The 18,109-nt window shown below is 37.9% G+C and carries 17 protein-coding genes; 16 read left to right on the top strand and 1 reads right to left on the bottom strand.

All coding sequences use genetic code 11. From position 1 onward, the window contains the following. The first annotated feature begins 271 nt into the window (after positions 1–271). The 14 genes from BWI97_RS19130 (at position 272) to BWI97_RS19060 (ending at position 14,903) form a co-directional block, all read left to right on the top strand. Positions 272–1,912 (top strand): GumC family protein, encoded by a 1,641-nt coding sequence (locus tag BWI97_RS19130; protein WP_369826607.1) that lies wholly within the window; start codon positions 272–274, stop codon positions 1,910–1,912. 383 nt (positions 1,913–2,295) lie between these two features. Continuing rightward, positions 2,296–2,997 carry a sugar transferase gene (locus BWI97_RS19125; RefSeq protein WP_094814730.1) on the top strand — a complete coding sequence of 234 codons (702 nt, stop codon included), beginning with the start codon at positions 2,296–2,298 and terminating at the stop codon, positions 2,995–2,997. A 45-nt stretch (positions 2,998–3,042) separates the two neighbouring features. Then, positions 3,043–3,990 (top strand): GDP-L-fucose synthase, encoded by a 948-nt coding sequence (locus BWI97_RS19120; protein WP_094815042.1) that lies wholly within the window; start codon positions 3,043–3,045, stop codon positions 3,988–3,990. Between the two features lie 90 nt (positions 3,991–4,080). After that, a complete protein-coding gene (gene gmd, locus BWI97_RS19115) occupies positions 4,081–5,178 on the top strand; it encodes a GDP-mannose 4,6-dehydratase (RefSeq protein WP_102202368.1) in 1,098 nt (365 codons plus the stop codon). Positions 5,179–5,295: 117 nt separating this feature from the next. Beyond that, complete coding sequence (locus BWI97_RS19110) at positions 5,296–6,816, top strand: oligosaccharide flippase family protein (protein WP_102202367.1); 1,521 nt, start codon at positions 5,296–5,298, stop codon at positions 6,814–6,816. Between the two features lie 49 nt (positions 6,817–6,865). Next, the gene (locus BWI97_RS19105; RefSeq protein WP_094810223.1) at positions 6,866–7,828 is read left to right on the top strand and encodes a glycosyltransferase family 2 protein; all 963 of its coding nucleotides are present in this window, start codon (positions 6,866–6,868) and stop codon (positions 7,826–7,828) included. 12 nt (positions 7,829–7,840) lie between these two features. After that, positions 7,841–8,803 (top strand): hypothetical protein, encoded by a 963-nt coding sequence (locus BWI97_RS19100; RefSeq protein WP_094810225.1) that lies wholly within the window; start codon positions 7,841–7,843, stop codon positions 8,801–8,803. 78 nt (positions 8,804–8,881) lie between these two features. Next, complete coding sequence (locus BWI97_RS19095; protein ID WP_094810227.1) at positions 8,882–9,508, top strand: CatB-related O-acetyltransferase; 627 nt, start codon at positions 8,882–8,884, stop codon at positions 9,506–9,508. After that, complete coding sequence (locus BWI97_RS19090; RefSeq protein WP_102202366.1) at positions 9,501–10,124, top strand: acyltransferase; 624 nt, start codon at positions 9,501–9,503, stop codon at positions 10,122–10,124. The genes BWI97_RS19095 and BWI97_RS19090 overlap by 8 nt, the downstream gene beginning before the upstream one ends. Before the next feature lie 347 nt (positions 10,125–10,471). Continuing rightward, positions 10,472–11,398 (top strand): hypothetical protein, encoded by a 927-nt coding sequence (locus BWI97_RS19080; protein WP_102202364.1) that lies wholly within the window; start codon positions 10,472–10,474, stop codon positions 11,396–11,398. A gap of 6 nt (positions 11,399–11,404) precedes the next feature. Then, positions 11,405–12,238 carry a glycosyltransferase family 2 protein gene (locus BWI97_RS19075; RefSeq protein WP_094810233.1) on the top strand — a complete coding sequence of 278 codons (834 nt, stop codon included), beginning with the start codon at positions 11,405–11,407 and terminating at the stop codon, positions 12,236–12,238. Between the two features lies 1 nt (position 12,239). Next, entirely contained in the window at positions 12,240–13,445 is a 1,206-nt protein-coding gene (locus tag BWI97_RS19070) for a glycosyltransferase family 4 protein (RefSeq protein ID WP_102202363.1), read from the top strand. A 1-nt stretch (position 13,446) separates the two neighbouring features. Next, positions 13,447–14,352, top strand: coding sequence for a hypothetical protein (locus BWI97_RS19065; protein ID WP_094810237.1), 906 nt, complete (start codon positions 13,447–13,449; stop codon positions 14,350–14,352). Positions 14,353–14,354: 2 nt separating this feature from the next. Then, positions 14,355–14,903, top strand: coding sequence for a DapH/DapD/GlmU-related protein (locus tag BWI97_RS19060; protein ID WP_233207912.1), 549 nt, complete (start codon positions 14,355–14,357; stop codon positions 14,901–14,903). On the opposite strand, the gene BWI97_RS19055 is transcribed toward BWI97_RS19060, so the two are convergent. Further along, complete coding sequence (locus tag BWI97_RS19055) at positions 14,900–16,996, bottom strand: right-handed parallel beta-helix repeat-containing protein (protein ID WP_102202362.1); 2,097 nt, start codon at positions 16,994–16,996, stop codon at positions 14,900–14,902. The genes BWI97_RS19060 and BWI97_RS19055 overlap by 4 nt on opposite strands. 58 nt (positions 16,997–17,054) lie before the next feature. Between BWI97_RS19055 and BWI97_RS19050 the strand changes: the two genes are divergently transcribed. Together BWI97_RS19050 and BWI97_RS19045 are read left to right on the top strand one after the other, a co-directional pair. Continuing rightward, positions 17,055–17,813: a WecB/TagA/CpsF family glycosyltransferase gene (locus BWI97_RS19050; RefSeq protein WP_233207911.1), complete on the top strand. Its 759-nt coding sequence runs from the start codon at positions 17,055–17,057 to the stop codon at positions 17,811–17,813. 44 nt (positions 17,814–17,857) lie between these two features. Then, on the top strand, positions 17,858–18,109 hold a 252-nt coding region (locus BWI97_RS19045; protein WP_146010977.1), incomplete at its 3' end, for a 3-hydroxyacyl-CoA dehydrogenase NAD-binding domain-containing protein.

The following is an 18,109-nucleotide window of genomic DNA, read 5'->3' as shown; positions in this document are numbered from 1 at the left end:
TTAAAATGATCGTTGAACAGCCCAAGCCTGAGCTGTACAAGGAAAAGCTGGAGATTAGATTTCAGTTCGAAACAACACGGTACGTGTAAATGACCGGAACTATCCCATCAACCAGAGTATTGACACACCTTTTGGTCGCCTTCGTTTCTTCGCAAACAAGCCCGTTCTGAAAAGTGACACGCAATTGATTGCTGCGGTATCTCCTCGTTCACAAACAGTGGAAGGTTACCTGAAGAGTTTACAAACGGAGCCTACAAGCAAGCAGTCAACAGTGATTCAGCTAACTATTGAAGACGCGGTACCTGAAAAAGGAGAAGCAATTCTGAATCGTCTGATTGATGAGTACAATACGGCTGCCGTAGCGGACAAAAACAAAACGGCTTCTAATACCCTCAAGTTTCTGGACGAACGTCTGGGGCTGGTTTCGGGTGAACTGCAAAACGTAGAGAAAAACGTAGAACAGTATAAAACCGCTCAGGGAATTACGGATTTGAGTGCTCAGGCCCAAAGCTTTCTGCAAACGGTACAGCAGAATGATGCTAACCTGAACCAGGTGAATTTGCAACTGGGAGCCATTCAGGACGTTGAAAAATACATTAGTTCAAGATCAAATGAGCGAGTAGGAGCTCCTTCTACGCTCGGACTGAGTGATCCTGTTTTACTAGGGCTAATTACTAAGGTATCTGAACTAGAATTACAACGTGAACAATTAGCTCGTACGACCGCAGATCAAAGCCCTATTGTACAGTCACTGGAAGGGCAGATTAGAAATATGAAAGCTAATATTCGAGAAAACGTAGAGGCAACAAAAACTATGTTGACTACTTCGAAGAATCAAATGCTAGCTACAAATCGGAAAATGGAAGGTGTAATTCGTACGATTCCTCAAAAAGAACGTTCACTAATTGACATCTCTCGGCAGCAGGCTATTAAAAATGATTTATATACGTTTCTATTACAGAAACGTGAAGAAACAGCTCTGTCTTTCGCTTCCACGATTGCGGACAGCCGTACGGTAGATGCAGCCCGTAGTTCTAATTCACCCGTAAAACCAGTGGGCAAAATGATTTTTGCTTTATTTGCTCTGGTTGGTCTGGTCATCCCGGTAGGAGCAATGACCGCCAAGGATGCAATGAACAACCGGGTTATGCGTCGGACGGATGTAGAAGAAGTAACTACGGTACCCATCCTGGGGGAAGTAGTAAAAAGTAAAGAAGCGGATCGCCTGATCATGGCCCCGCAAAACCGCTCGGTTATTTCAGAGCAGATTCGTACGATCCGTACCAATCTTCAGTTCCTGAAATCAGCTACCGACAGTCAGGTACTGCTCTTTACCTCCAGTATCAGTGGGGAAGGAAAGTCTTTCGTTTCGCTGAACCTGGGAGCCAGTCTGGCTCTGGTAGATCGGCCCACCGTAATTCTGGAAATGGACCTTCGTAAACCGAAACTTCGTGAAGCGTTAGGCATGTCCAATAGTACAGGAATTAGTAATTACCTGATCGGAGAAGCTACATTAGAGGAAGCCCTTCACCCGATTCCAGGTTACGAGAACTACTTTATCATGCCTAGTGGGCCAGTTCCGCCGAACCCCTCTGAGTTATTGAGTAGTCCACGTCTGGAACAGATGTTCCAGGAGTTACGCGATCGTTTCACCTACGTATTGGTGGATTCGCCGCCGATCGGTCTGGTAACGGATGCTCAGTTGATTGCACCCTTTGCTGATTCAACCCTGTACATGGTGCGTCACGACGTTACGCCTAAGCACTACCTCAAAATGATTGATACGCTGTACAAAGAACAGCGTTTCCAGAAGCTCAATATCATTTTGAATGGTGTAGGAGAAGGAGAAGCGTATTACTATAGCTACAGCTATGGCTATTACGGTGAAGACGAAAAGAAAAAGTTAATTTAGTATACGTAGGAGGAAGAAACTTAGGTCGCCACTTACTTTCTTCCTCCTGCACACCTTGTCCTAAGTAAGAGAATAAGTACCGTTGAATGGAATAACCCGCTTGGTAAAGCTCTATTTGCCAACGCCTTGAAACTTATATCATACATCGAAACCGCCAACGATTATGAACCTTCGGTTGAGTAAATCGCCCCCGCCAGAAATGATTTTATGAGGATTGGCCTGAGAAGACGGCCAATAACCCCGCATTCCTGCTAACTATTTGTAATAAGGAGATTCTGCCTTTTAAAAGGTAGTCAGGAAGCGTATGGACCAAAGCAAGGGAGTTTGCTCGTTGATCCTGGATACTCGTATATCCCAACCGAACCATAAAATCCGCCTGAGTTATGAAATATTCAACAGATACCCTTCGCTTAGACACTACTTATTTTGACAAGGAAGGTACAACAACGCCAACTTCTCAACCTAAATTCACTGCTGTAGGTAACCAGCCTACGGCTACACCCCTGGGAAAAAGGGCCTTTGATGTACTCATGGCCTCGTTTGTGACATTAGCTGTATTGAGCTGGATGATTCCGGTCATTGGCTTACTTGTGAAACTTTCCTCCCCCGGGCCCATTTTCTTCATTCAATGGCGTACGGGCCGTAATGGCCAACGCTTTCGCTGCCTGAAATTTCGCACCATGCGGCATAATGAGGTGGCTCCTTTCAAACAGGCTTCTGCAGAAGATCCTCGCATCACGAAAATTGGCAAGTTTCTCCGGAAAACAAATCTGGATGAAATGCCCCAGTTTCTGAACGTACTGTGGGGAGACATGAGTATCGTAGGTCCCCGACCGCACGCCCTGGAACACGACGCCCAGTACTGGGATGTAGTGCCCAATTTTCCCAATCGCTATCTGGTCAAACCAGGTATTACCGGCCTGGCTCAAACGCGGGGTTTACGTGGGGAAGCAGGTTTGCGTGATATGGAACAGCGGCTCAAGCTGGATCAATGGTATATCAAAAAACGCTCCGCAACGCTCGACGTTAAAATCTGCTGGTGGACCGTTGAAAAAATGATTAAAGGCGACGAGAAGGCCTATTAGGCCTTGATAGTCAAATTTATTTAACCATTGAACAAAACGATTGTGATGAATCAATCCAGCAAGATATACATTGCCGGTCACCGAGGTATGGTAGGTGGAGCTATCAAACGGTGTCTGCAGCAACAAGGCTATTCTAACATAGTTACACGTACTTCCTCAGAGCTTGATCTGCGAAATCAGCAAACCGTAGCTGATTTCTTTGCCAATGAGCAGCCTGAGTACGTTTTTCTGGCAGCGGCGAAAGTAGGAGGCATCGTAGCTAATAATACCTACCGGGCAGAATTTCTATACGATAACCTGATGATTGAAAGCAATATCATTCATTCAGCGTATCAGAATAAGGTAGCGAAGTTGCTCTTCCTGGGAAGCAGCTGTATCTATCCCAAGCTGGCACCGCAGCCTCTAAAAGAAGAATATTTGCTGACAGGAACACTGGAGCACACAAACGAGCCTTACGCCATTGCCAAGATTGCAGGTATTAAACTTTGCGAGGCGTACCGCGACCAGTACGGAGCAAACTTCATATCAGCCATGCCAACTAATTTGTACGGTATTGGCGATAACTATCATCCAGAAAATTCTCACGTTTTACCCGCTCTCATCCGAAAATTTCATGAGGCTAAAGAGGCCGGATCGCCAGAAGTAGTGATTTGGGGTACTGGAGCACCCATGCGGGAATTCCTGTACGCTGACGATCTGGCAGAGGCTTGTGTATTCCTGATGAACCACTACGAAGGGCGTGAATTAGTGAATATTGGTACAGGTGAAGATATAACGATTAAAGAATTAGCGAAGACTGTTCAAAATGTCATCGGCTATAAAGGAAAACTTGAGTTCGATACTTCAAAACCAGATGGTACGCCACGTAAGTTAATGGATGTTAGTAAAATTCATAACCTGGGTTGGCAACATAGTGTAGAACTACAGGAAGGTATTGAAAAAGCTTATACGGATTTTCTGCACCGTGAAGTCCTAGTTCCCGCCAGTAACTAATTTTTATAAAACCATACCTAATAATCCCAAGTGCATAGGATTCAGAATAGATAAGAAAACTGAAAACTATAAACTGAAAAATTTAACCAGATGAAAACGGCATTAATTACGGGCGTGAACGGCCAGGACGGAGCATATCTGTCGGAATTGTTACTCGAAAAAGGCTACCTGGTGCATGGCGTGAAGCGTCGGGCCAGTCTCATCAATACCGAGCGGATCGATCACCTGTATCAGGATCCCCACGAAGCCAACGTTCGCTTCAAGCTGCACTACGGGGACATGACCGATTCAACGAACCTGATTCGCATCATCCAGGAAACGCAGCCCGACGAGATTTACAACCTGGCGGCCATGTCGCACGTCAAGGTCAGCTTCGATACGCCCGAGTACACGGCCAACGCCGACGGCATCGGTACGCTGCGGATTCTGGAAGCAGTTCGGATTCTGGGTCTGGAAAAGAAAACCAAAATTTATCAGGCTTCGACCTCGGAGCTGTACGGCCTGGTACAGGCCGTACCTCAGTCGGAGACCACGCCCTTCTACCCCCGCTCGCCCTATGCCGTAGCCAAGTTGTACGGTTACTGGATCACGGTCAACTACCGGGAGGCCTACGGCATGTTTGCCTGCAACGGCATTTTGTTTAACCACGAGTCGCCCCTGCGGGGAGAAACGTTCGTGACGCGGAAGATCACGCGGGCGGTGGCGGCGATTGGCTTAGGACTTCAGAGCACGCTGTATCTGGGTAATCTGAACGCGGAGCGGGACTGGGGTCATGCCAAGGACTACGTGGATGCCATGTGGCGGATTCTGCAGCAGGAGACGCCGGAGGATTATGTGATTGCTACGGGGGTGACCACGCGGGTGCGGGAGTTTGTAAAGCTGGCCTTCGCCGAAATCGGGGTAGAGGTAGCCTTTGAAGGAGAAGGGGTTGAAGAGAAAGGCTACGTGGTGAGCTGCTCGAACGAAGAATTCCAGTTAGAAGTAGGGAAATGCGTAGTAGCGGTAGATCCGGCGTATTTCCGTCCGACGGAGGTAGAACTGTTGATTGGCGATCCGACCAAGTCGAAGACCAGGCTGGGCTGGGAGCCGAAGTATGATCTGGCGATGCTGGTCAGGGAGATGGTTGAGAAAGATGTGGAAGTTTTCCGCCGGTCAGGCAAAACTCAATTTGAACACATGATTGGATAGTTAATACATCAATATGAGGGAAAGACTAAAGTGTAGTTTTTCCCTCATAGTTATAATATATAATCTACAATTAAATATCAGCAACTAGCCCCTAATTACTGATAAATAAATTAAAAAATGAGTTCAGCGAAAAGAGCTATTTCGAATACATTTATTATATATGCTAAACAAGCAATAACTATTTGTATATCACTATATTCAACTAGAATAGTATTGAATACATTAGGGGCAAATGATTTTGGGTTATTTAATGTAGTCGGTGGATTAGTTACAATTTTGTCATTTTTAAATGCGGCGATGTCTGTTTCTACTCAGAGATATGTTGCTGTTAATCTAGGGACAGGAAATTTAGAAAACATTAAAAAAGTTTTTGCTAATAGTGTGATATTACATATAGGAATAGGGTTAATTATAGCTTTGCTGTTTGAAATAGTAGGAGTATATTTTCTAAACCATCAATTATTAATTAGTAGTGATAGAATAGAAGTTGCGAATAAAATATTTCATTTTGTGGTTATTTCCACCTTTGTTACTATAATATCAGTGCCATATGACGCAATAATAAATGCTCATGAAAATATGACATTTCTAGCCTTAACTAGTATCTTAGAAAGTATAATAAAATTAATGATAGCATTTTATTTAATATATACAGGATATGATAAACTTCTTGTTTATGGTTTCTTAACAATGATTAGTGTTATTTTGATAAGGATTTTAAAGCAAATCTATGTTAGAAGGAAATATGAAAGTACTCGAGTTAATTATATAGCTGATTATAATAAAGATTTAATCAAAGAGTTAACCTCTTTTGCTGGCTGGAATTTGTTTGGTTCATTAAGCTATCTAGGAAGAAGTCAAGGAATAGCCTTGTTATTAAATACTTTTTATGGTACTGTAATAAATGCAGCTTATGGAATTGCAAACCAAATAGCAGGACAATTAAATTTTTTCTGTACTGCAATGTTGCAAGCTCTTAATCCGCAAATTATGAAAAGTGGAGGAGCTAAAGAGATGCATAAGGTAATAGAGTTATCTATGATAGGTTCTAAAGTAGGGTTCCTTTTATTAGGAGTTGTTGCTATACCTTGTTTAGTAGAAATGGAATCCGTTTTGAATATTTGGCTGAAGACAGTTCCTGATTACACTGTTAACTTTTGTAGATTGATTATTATAGTATCGATGATAAATCAGTTAACTGCTGGTTTGGATTCAGCAATGCAAACAACTGGTAAAATTAGAAATTACATGGTAATAGTGGGAGTAGTCAAGCTTTTCATATTGCCGGTTGCGTATATTTTGTTAAAAGCTGATTATGTTATTTATTCAGTATTTGTGGGTTATATAATTCTGGAAATAATTGCGGGAATGTGTAGGGTTTATCTATTTTGTAACGAAACAGGAGTCGATCTCAATAGGTTTATTTTAGAAGTAATTCTAAAGCCTATTTTTTTAACTACAGTAGCCTGCGTAATATTATTGGTTTTAAAACAAATAGTGACTTCAGAATATAGAGTGCTAGGTACTTTCTTTATTTCATTTTCTATATTTGCTAGTGGTGCTTACATTCTCATATTATCTAGTGGACAAAAAGAAAGTTTAAATAAGTTTATAATATCTAGAATGGTTAGATCATAATGTGATTGAATGTTACAAGCTAAATTAAAAATGTTAAAAAGATAATAGCATGATTTCAGTAGTTATTCCTCTGTTCAATAAAGCACATACTATTAAAAATACTTTAAGGTCGGTGCTTGATCAAACATTTCAAGATTTTGAAGTAGTGATAGTTGATGACGGATCAACTGACGATGGTGTCAATGTTATCAGAAATTTTACGAACGACGAAAGAGTAAGAATTATACAACAACTAAACCAAGGTGTCAGCGTCGCTAGAAATAAAGGCGTAGAACAAGCAATTTACAATTATATAGCATTCCTTGATGGTGATGATAAATGGCTACCTACATACTTGGAAACTTTAGCTAAGGCTATAAACGATTACCCAGATGCAGCAATGTATTGCTGTGCAGGAATAGTTGAGAATTCTAGAGATAACAGTCACGTATTACGGGTAGCCAAAAAGTACCAAGGTGTAACTAGAGAAATTGATTTTTTCGAGAATCCTCATGTATTCTTACATACAAGTGCCACAATAGTTTCAAAAGAGAAATTTAATCAAACGGTAGGGTTTCCTGTAGGAATGAAAAGAAATCAAGATTATGCTTTATTCTTTTCCTTGGCATTTACAGGGCCGGTTATATATTGTGGATTTCCATTGAGTGTATATGTAGGAGAAGTAGAAGGACAAGCTACTAGTACTCCTCTTGAAAATATGCTAAAACATGTAGTGAACAGGCATAATATAGTTTATGGTAATTGGAAAAATTCTTTACTTAAAAATAAGACTTATATAGTTTTTACGAAATATGAATTACGCCATTTAATAATGTTTCTTTTAGAAAAGAATAAGATTGATTCTGTAAAATACTTAATTGATAAATTAGATAAAGGATTAATTAATAATTTTTATGGACTAGAAAAATACTTTTATACACATAAAAATTTCAAACTTTTTAGTATCTTTTTAATAAAGATTTCTAAAGCAAAATGGCGATTAAACGGTTATCCTTTCATAGGGCAAAATTGAATTGATTCAAAAATGGAACAGATAGATAAGAAAGTACTTAAAATGACTAGGAAATTTTACAAAAAAATGTTTCCTGAGAACTTTAAGGAAGGTAGAAATTGGAAAATGTTTTCCAATAAAGATTATGCAAATAAGTTAATATACGATACATTAATGAGTGATAAGCCGGCTATGATTGGTAGATTCGGATCTACTGAAATGGCTTGCTTAATTAACTATTTAGGGATAAAGCAGAATAACAAAAGCTGGATTTCTTATGTAAAAGGCAAATCACTGATGTGGTGGTGGAATCCCAATATAGTTAATCAAATGCAAAAATGGAGCGGTTTTTTTCCGCCAGAAAAAAGTAAAATTGAGCAGTTCTGTGAGTTAATAATGCAGGATATGCGGCAAGTTGATATATTGGGTTCTTGGCTCCTTGAAGAGGAATTATTTTCTACAGAGATAAGTCAAGCTAAAAAAGTTGTATTAGAAGATATCGAACCTTTTTTTTCAAGCTTTCCTTGGACGAGAGCATTAGAGAATAAAAGAGTGCTGGTAATACATCCTTTTGCTGAGACTATTTTAGCCCAATACGATAAACGAAAAGAATTGTTTGACAACGATTTATTACCTGACTTTCAACTTAGAGTAATAAAAGCTGTTCAGAGTGTTGCGGGAAATAATACCGAATTCAATGATTGGTTCGATGCATTAAATCACATGAAGAATCAAGTCGACAGGGAAGATTATGATATTGCTATCGTAGGCTGTGGAGCATATGGATTCCCATTAGCAGCACATATCAAAAGATCAGGAAAAAAAGCTGTTCATCTGGCAGGAGCCACACAACTTCTTTTTGGTATCAAAGGTAAAAGATGGGAAGAATTCATTGTGTGGCCATATACAAACTTATTTAATGAACACTGGCTAAGACCAAGCAATAATGAGAAGCCCAAGAATGCAAACCAAGTAGAAAATGCTTGTTATTGGTAAATTAGATAAACTATGAATAGGATAAGGGTGATATGGAATGTTTTGTCTAAATCAAGTAGACGATTACTTCGGCCTATCATGACAGAGATTAAATTAAGGATGAAATATCCAACCTTAAAGCTTGCAGGAGCAGTAAGTGTTTCACAAAACTCTCAATTTGGTAAGTATAATTATCTGTCTTTAAATGTATCGTTCATAAACTCGAAAATTGACGATTATTCCTATGTCGGAGCGAATTCATTCGTTCAGAATGTTAGTATAGGGAAATTTACTAGTATAGGCCCAGATGTAAGAATTGGATTAGGGTCACATCCAACGAAAACGTTCATCTCAACACACCCTATATTTTATTCGAAGGCTGCTCAAGTAGGTATAACCTTTTCAGACGAACAATATTTTGAAGAGTACCAGCCTACTAATATTGGAAACGACGTATGGGTAGGAGCTGGTGTCATAATCAGTGCAGGTACGAATATTGGTGATGGAGCTATTATAGCTTCAGGTTCTGTAGTTACGAAAGATGTTGAAGCGTATTCAATCGTTGGAGGAGTACCTGCTAGATTAATCAGATTTAGATTCAGTGAAGACGAAATTAGCGATTTGAAGGAAATACAATGGTGGAACATGGATACCCATAAGTTAAAAAGTAATTTTAAACTTATGCATAACATTTCTAACATTAAAAAATTAACAATAGATGCATAAAATTATTGTAGGGCTTTTTCGCCTAACACGTAAGATCTTTATTAAAACCTTCATACTAATAACAAAACTTATATCAAAAATAATCCTCTTAGGAAATGGTGTGAAATTTGGTAAAAATATAACTATAAAGGGATTGGTATCAGTTGATGTAAGAAGAGGAGGTGTGATGACAGTAGGAAATAATTTTAGCCTAAATAATGGAAGTTTTTTTAATAAGATAGGTAGGCAACAAAATTCAATATTCGTTGTACAAGAAGATGCGATATTAAAGATAGGGAATAATGTTGGAATGAGTTCAGTAGCTATTGTTTGTAGTAAAAAAGTAACTATAGGAGATTACGTGAAAATAGGAGGTAGTACTGTAATATACGATACAGATTTCCATAGTTTAGATTATAAAACAAGAGCAGATAATGTATTAGATAAACAATATGTAAAGAAATCAGAAGTTTCTATTGGTGATAACGCTTTTATAGGAGCTCATTGTATTATTTTGAAAGGCGTAGCTATTGGAGAGGGTGCTATAGTTGGTGCAGGTTCTGTTGTTACAAAGTCTATTCCGCCTTTTGAGATTTGGGGCGGGAATCCAGCAAAATTTATAAAAAAAATTAATTAGTATGGGTTTTAAATTGATTTCACTATACAGTATTATCTTTCTGCTAGTGGCAGATACTTTCTTTTATATCAGTATAACAGGAGCACAAGGTGCATATTTTACGCCTGTATCATTGTTCTGCAAATACAGCGTTTTAGTAATATTAATATATGTAGCTAAGAATACTAATTGGAAATTCGATTCTGAAAAATCTATTGTTGTTCTTTATAAAACTTTATTGTACTGGAATATTGTCTCTTTGATACATGCAATATTCGTAGCTTCAGGTTACTGGGATTGGAAGTTTTTATTTTTTAGCTCAGCTCTTTTTTCTTTCTATACCACTTGCCTTTTTTCTAGGTAAAAATTTGGAAATATTTCAATTAGTGCTTTTCTATACAATTAATTTTGTGTTCTTATATGGCTTTTTTATAATACCATTTGCTTTAGCAACAAACGAAGAATTATACGCAAGGCTTATGATGCCTATTTCCTTATTATTAGCATTTATACCTTTCTTAAGAAACAAATATAAATATCTGTTATTGATTGTATCTGTAGTATCTATTCTTACTATTCTTGACTTCAGGACTAACATTATCAAGATCGCTATTTCTTTTTCTGTTTTATTAGTGTATTATTCAACTAAAATATTTGGCCCATTCGCATTTAAAATTGCTCGCATCCTATTATTACTTGTTCCTATAGTTTTGTTGTTTCTTGCAGTTTCTGGTAAATTCAATGTTTTTACTCAATTGTCAGAAATTGATGGATATTCTGTCAAAACTGCGAAAAATGACGCTTCGAATTTAACAGCTGACACGAGAACATTTTTGTATTTAGAAGTGTTCAAAAGTTTTGAAAATATAAACTATTTATTATTTGGTAAAAGTGCTGTTGGTAAGTATAGGTCTGATTTCTTTACAGATTTAGTTACTGGAGATTTACGTTATAGTTCAGAAGTCGGATTCTTGAATACATTACTTTATTCTGGACTTGTAGGAGTAATTATATACGGACTATTTATTACAATCGCTTCGCATTATGCAATAAACAGATCTAATAATTGGTTGTCAAAAATTTTAGGGGTATTGATAGCTTCAAGGTGGACTCTTTTTTTTCTTGAAGAATTTACTCAATTTGATTTTAACTTCTTCTTTTTATGGATAATTATAGGACTGGTTTCTAGTAAACGATTTAGGTCCATGAATGATTACCAAGTAAGACAGTATTTAGATGTATCTAAAGTACATGTACTTCGTTTAATTAATTTAAAATGGTTAGGTTATAAATAATTAGCTATGATTTATTTAGTAATACCTGTATTCAATCGCTGGAATTTTACAGACCAATGTTTGGAAAAATTATCAAACCAAACTAATAAAAATTTTAGGACAGTTGTAGTAGATCATGGTTCTACGGATAACACGGCACTTCATATTGCCAACAAATATTCTGATGTTATTTTGCTTAGTGGTGATTCTTCCATGTGGTGGACGGCTGCTACGAATTTTGGAATCAAATACGCTTTAAACGAAGGAGCAGATTATATCATTACTATCAATAATGATACGGTACCTAATCTGGATTACATTGAAAAGTTATATAACCATATTGAACAGTATCCAGACGTGCTTATCGGAGCCAGTGCTTTCGATGCATCCAATGGAAAAGTGATCTATAGAGGTGAAACACTGAATTGGTTTGTTGAATCATCGAGAAAGAATGTATGTGATGCCCAAAGACCGGACAACGGGCTATTTCGGGTTTCTCATTTTCCGGGTCGAGGATTACTGATTCCCTCTAAAGTGTTTAGTGCAGTAGGTCTTTTTGATGAAGTAAAGTTTCCGCATTATATGGCTGATTATGATTTTACGCTAACAGCTGCCAGAAAAGGTTTTGATATCTATTGTTCTTATGATGCAATGATTGGTATCTGGCCTGAAGCCAGTGGGGCTAACCAATTGAAAGGGAAGAAGAGTCTTCAGTCTTATAAAAACCATTTGTTCGGTATCAAGGGAGGAGCTAACCTTCCACTTTTTTATAAATATGTGTTCAGGCACTGTCCCTATTACGCCTTGCCTTCTCATTTAACGCTTGGTACTTTAAGAAGATTAATTGGATTTTGGGTATAGTATGGACAACATCTTATTATCTGCATTTGCTTGTGATCCGACCAAGGGCTCTGAGCCCAGTAATGGTTGGAATTGGAGTGTGGGGTTGTCTAACCTCAATTATAATGTTATTTGCCTGACCCGGAGTGTTAATAAAAGTGGTATCGAATCATTTGAAGTCCCTGCTAACCTAAAATTCTGCTATATAAAACTGCCCTATGGACTAGAGAAGCTTTACCACCTGTCTACTCCTGGGATGTACATTTATTATCTGCTGTGGCAATGGCTGGCTTATCGGCGGGCAAAACGGATGAGTAAGGAGCACCAGTTCAAATTGGCTCATCATGTCACCTGGGGTAGTACGCAAATGGGATCATTTTTGTACAAGCTAGGAATCCCTTTCCTGTTTGGTCCGGCTGGGGGCGGGCAGGAGGCACCCGAAATGTTCAGGAATTATTTTGGTTCTTCCTGGTCATCCGAAATGAAGCGATCAAAGATTTCAGGACTATTAGCGAAGTACAATCCTGGATTTAACAAAATGGTTAAAGCGGCACGTGTTGTGATTGCTTCCAACCACGAAACTGAAAAGCTCGTAAAAGAAAATGGTGCGGATCGGGTAACCATGTTTCTGGATGCTGCACTTTCCGAAAATTTTTATCCCAAGACTTTTGTACCTAAACAGATTGACGAAGAAATCAAACTTTTGTGGGTTGGTAGATTTATGCCTCGTAAAGGTCTTTTGCTGGTTTTAGATGTCATGAAGGAGCTTAAAGACTATCGGAATATATCCTTGACAGTAGTAGGGGACGGAGAGATTAAACAGGAATTTTTAAATCGAATTGAACAATATGATTTAAAAGCAACGGTTACGTGGGTTGGTAAAGTTGGTTACAATGAAGTAAGAGAATTTTACAGAAGTCATCATGTGTTCTTCTTTACGTCGTTCAGAGATTCATGCCCTGCACAACTAATCGAAGCAATGGCTTTTGGCATGCCAATTGTAACCTTGGATATTCATGGTCAATCGTTGATTGTAAATGAGAAAACAGGATTCAAGTGTATGGCAGACGATCCACGAGAGTTGATCAATGATTTAAAGGAATCAATTTTAAAATTCCAAGAAGATAAATCATTGATTACTGAGATGAGCAATCATGCCTATGCTTTTGCTATTAACCAAACCTGGAGAAAAAAAATATCAGATATAGTATCAAAATATTACTCTTAACATGAAACTTGCTCCCATTCTACTTTTTACGTATAAACGATTTGAGACGTTAATTGGCACCGTTAATGCGTTAAAGGAAAATAATTTAGCATCTGAAAGTGACTTATTCATCTTTTCTGACGGTCCCAAGCGTCAGGAAGATATGGGGCAGATTTTAGCAATTAGAAAATATTTAAAAACGGTAGATGGATTCAAAAATGTGTACGTGATTGAATCACCAGAAAATAAGGGATTGGCAAAGTCAATCATTTCCGGAACTTCTCAGGTAATGGAAACATATGACCGAGTTATTGTACTGGAAGATGATCTGAAGACTACTAAGAATTTCTTAGCGTACATGAATGCTTCTCTGGATGAGTATTTCAATCATAAAAATGTTTTTTCAGTTTCTGGATTTTCCTTTGATTTAGGCACACAGAAGGATGAGCGGTATGATTCTTACTTTTTAAATAGAGGTTGGTCATGGGGCTGGGCAACCTGGAAAGACAGATGGGAAAAAGTAGATTGGGAAGTTAAAGATTATCAGGATTTTAGAAATAATACAAAAGCCAGAAAGCGTTTTTCGTTAGGAGGTTCAGACTTAAATGGAATGTTAGATAATCAAATGTCTAATAAGCTGGACTCCTGGGCTATTCGATGGTTTTATAGCCAGTTCAAATTAGAAGGTCTTACGCTTTATCCAATCCATTCAAAAGTATACAATTGTGGATTCGATAATGATGCAACTCATACCACGGGTTCAGACAAAAGGTATCGACCAAACCTGGACATTCTAGCGTCTAATACTTTTAAATTGCCCCCAGCTACTGGGATTTCTGAGTTTTATCAGAACAGATTCCAGAACAAGATGGGCGTGTACTCAAGAATTCGGTCAAAATTTGAGACTTTATTCAAAAAGATATTTTGATTATGTACAAGATTATCAGACTTCTTAAAGAGTTCAGGTTTATTTATCTGGCTAAAATTAAATGGCACAAGTATAAGATAGGTAAAGGCTTATACGCGGGTGCCAGGGTAAGATTATGGGCCAAGAATTCAATAATTATTGGCGAAAACTTTTATATCGGTCGCGACTCTCAGATCGAAGCCGATTGTATCATCGGAAATGATGTAATATTTGGAAACAGAGTAGCCATTGTTGGTAAGTATGATCACAACTTCCAACAAATAGGAACACCCATTCGGCACGCTTCCGAAATACGTGATCCTGATTTTACGTGGCAGGACCGACTGAAACCAACTATTATTGAAGATGATGTATGGGTTGGATACGGATCAATTATTATGAGTGGAATTACGATTCATCAGGGTTCAATTATTGCAGCCGGTTCTGTAGTGACTAAAGATGTTGAACCCTATTCAATTTATGCAGGAAACCCAGCTCGTAAAATAAAGGATCGTTTTGAAAACACCCACGATTTACAGCAACACATTAGTATCTTATCCAGTTCGTTTTAATTAAGCTGTTTGAGGTTATTTAAATTAATATATGAGTTTTTGCTTTTATCTGCAATAGCTCTAACGTTTAAGGTTATTGTTTTGATCATTCCATTTTTATACACCAGAGTAGGTTTCTGATTTAAGAGAACTAAATTGGTAAAGAGGTTGCTTCTGTTATTATTAGTGGTGTCAGTCTGGTAAGTTATGTTGGATTGAAAATAGTTTTTCCTTGGAGATGAAAGGTTTGAATTAGTGATTTCTTCTAAATAAGGATAACTCTTTTTATAGACTTCACTCGTTATATCCACCTTCGTCTTAATTTTAGCTACAGTTTCTTCCTGTTTTAGGTAGCTATTCCAATGGCTAGACGACCAGGGTCCACCTGTTATGATTTTGCTACAATCTATAAAAATATTGTTCAGTATAGAATTGTTTGATCCACCATTGATGTGAACAGCACCAAACCCGTTTGAGCTCTTCGTTCCACAATTTACAAATAGATTGTTTTTGATAGTTATACCACCTGCTCCATCATCCATATATACAGCTGCAATTCTGTAAGGATTATCAGAAGTTATATCTTCGAACACATTGTTAAGGATTATAGTCCCTGTTGACGAGAGATCCCTGCCCGTGTATAAAGCCCCAATGTCACTAAATTCTTTACATAGATTTTTAAAATAGTTGTTTTCGATGAGGTGATTATTTCCCTGATAAGTAATAGCCTGGCCTGGTAAATCTTTTATGATACAATTGTTTATGCTTACGCCAACCCCGTCCAGCCTGATTGCAGGATTATAGCTTCTGAATAATCGTGACAAGTTTTCAAAAGTACAATAGGTTACATTGTTCATACTGGGGACCAGATTTTTTCTATCGCCTCCTTCAAAAATGAGTCCGGTCGCACCTATATTTTTGAAATCACAGTTTTTTATCAAAGTTTTGCTCGTGTTGGCTAATTTTATTGCATACAATCCCGAATTACTAAATTTACAATTCTCCAGTTTAACATTATTGGTGTTGTTCAACTGCAATAAAGCAGATTTTGAACACTTGAATGCAATGTTTGATAGTGATACAATTGTTGTTTTGTTTAACACCATTAATGGCTGTTCTATAATAGACACTTCTATGGACGCAGTACTTATGTCGCTGGTCGGCCACACGTATATTTTTCCCTCAGCTTTGCTTATGTAATATTCTCCTGGTTGGTCTAACTCATCTAATACATTTGAAAAATAAAATCCTCTTATTGCTTTCTTGTCTATGTCATTATCCCATTTGCCTGGTCCTCCATCGCTGGCAATAATCCCATACGTTGGAATACTAGACAGATAAACAGTTTGCTGAGTTTCGTTTAATGAATCAATGCTAATGTATTCATCTGCCCAACCCTGATTTAAATAACCTGAGATCCAGATATCTTTTTTGTTTTTCCAGGCACGCTTTTTTTCTGAATATTTTATAACTCTGTCTTTATTTTTGTTTGCCGTAAATTCAACTTTTTCAGGGTTTATTACTTCTGCTATTTTTAATTTTCTGTCATTGGGCCAGCGAGATAACTGTAAGGGTTCATCGTTAAAGAATAGTTCCATTTGTACCGGTTTTTGAGTATGACCGAAGCCTCTATCAGAAATAGATCCTATTTGATTAATCAGATCGCTACCTAAATTAAATACATAAACGTGATCGCGTGCCTCTTCTGGCAACGTATAGTAATTGCCATCTTTGGCTGTAATCTTTTTGAAATCTTCCGTCCTTAATTTTTTGCCTCCACTTAAAATAACATTCTCATTTTTATAACCTTTTATAGTTAAAATTTGATTATTGGGTTGTTTGAAATTTTCGAGTCTGATAGTTTTCTTTATTTCGTAGTAACCTTCTCTTAAGATTATTGTTGAGTTGTAACGGTTGTTCTTTGCAAAGTCTAAAGCTGCTGCTAAATTCTTTTTGGGATTCTGTATTGTTCCCTGATTGGCATCATCTCCTGTAGTAGATACATAGATTTGATTATCTGCCTGTTGAGCTCTGACTTCGATGATTTGAAACAACAGGCAGATCGCTGTTATCAACTTGATGTTTTTTCTGATTCTACGTTTGATTCTCTTCATTTTTTGTATTTTTGTTATTAGATGTGCAATTCGCTAATTAGTCATGTCAAACCGCCGATTGAAAAAGAAAAAAATTATCAGCATAGATGTATCAGCAGGTAAATACTCTACTATTGTTGATGAAATCATAAGTCTTGCTGCTTCATCTACATCTTCATACACGTGTGTAGCAAATGTACATATGCTTGTAGAGGCTTATAATGATCCTCTTTTTGCTACTGTAGTGAATGATGCTAGCATTGTTACTTCGGATGGAATGCCGCTGGCCTGGTGCTTTAAACTATTATATAATGTAAACCAGGATAGGGTTGCTGGAATGGACTTGTTACCAGATCTAATAAAAATCTGTTGTAAAAAAGACATACCAATATTTGTCTATGGAGGTACTTCTCCCATGCTTCAGCGATCTGCTGAATTTTTCCGAAAAAACTTTCCGACTTTAAAGGTAGCGGGTATGTATAGCCCCCCGTTTCGCCCCCTGACTCCTCAGGAAGATTTAGACGTTATTGATATGATTAATAGTAGCGGAGCTGGTCTTGTATTTGTAGCGTTGGGTTGCCCTAAACAGGAAAAGTGGATGGCTTCCATGCAGGGTAAAATTAATGCTTCCATGATTGGAATTGGAGGTGCTTTACCCGTCTTTGTGGGTATGCAAAAGCGAGCTCCTGTATGGATGCAAAAGACTAGTTTAGAGTGGCTTTACAGACTTGGACAGGAGCCTAAAAGACTTTTTAAAAGGTACTTTGTAACGAATACTACTATGATTTTATTATTAATTAAAGAGCTTTACCTGAACCGTAAAAAGGTTTCTGTTTAATACTTTCTTCACCTAGTTATTTTTCATATTTTTTTAATTTATATATGAAATTAGCCGTTGTAGGCACCGGATATGTCGGCCTGGTTACAGGCACGTGCTTTGCTGAAACTGGAAACCAGGTTACCTGCGTAGACATTGATTCCCGCAAAATTGAAAAGATGCGTAGTGGCATCATCCCCATTTACGAACCAGGTCTGGAAGAACTCTTCCTGCGAAACACCAATGAAGGTCGCCTCAAATTCACTACTTCATTAGCGGAAGGCATCGAAGGAGCAGAAGTGATCTTTCTGGCCCTG

Origin of the sequence: Siphonobacter sp. BAB-5405 (genome assembly GCF_002872335.1) — a bacterium.
GTDB lineage: Bacteria > Bacteroidota > Bacteroidia > Cytophagales > Spirosomataceae > Siphonobacter.
Note: the sequence above shows the minus strand (reverse complement) of the source record. Positions and strands in the feature narration are given on the sequence as shown.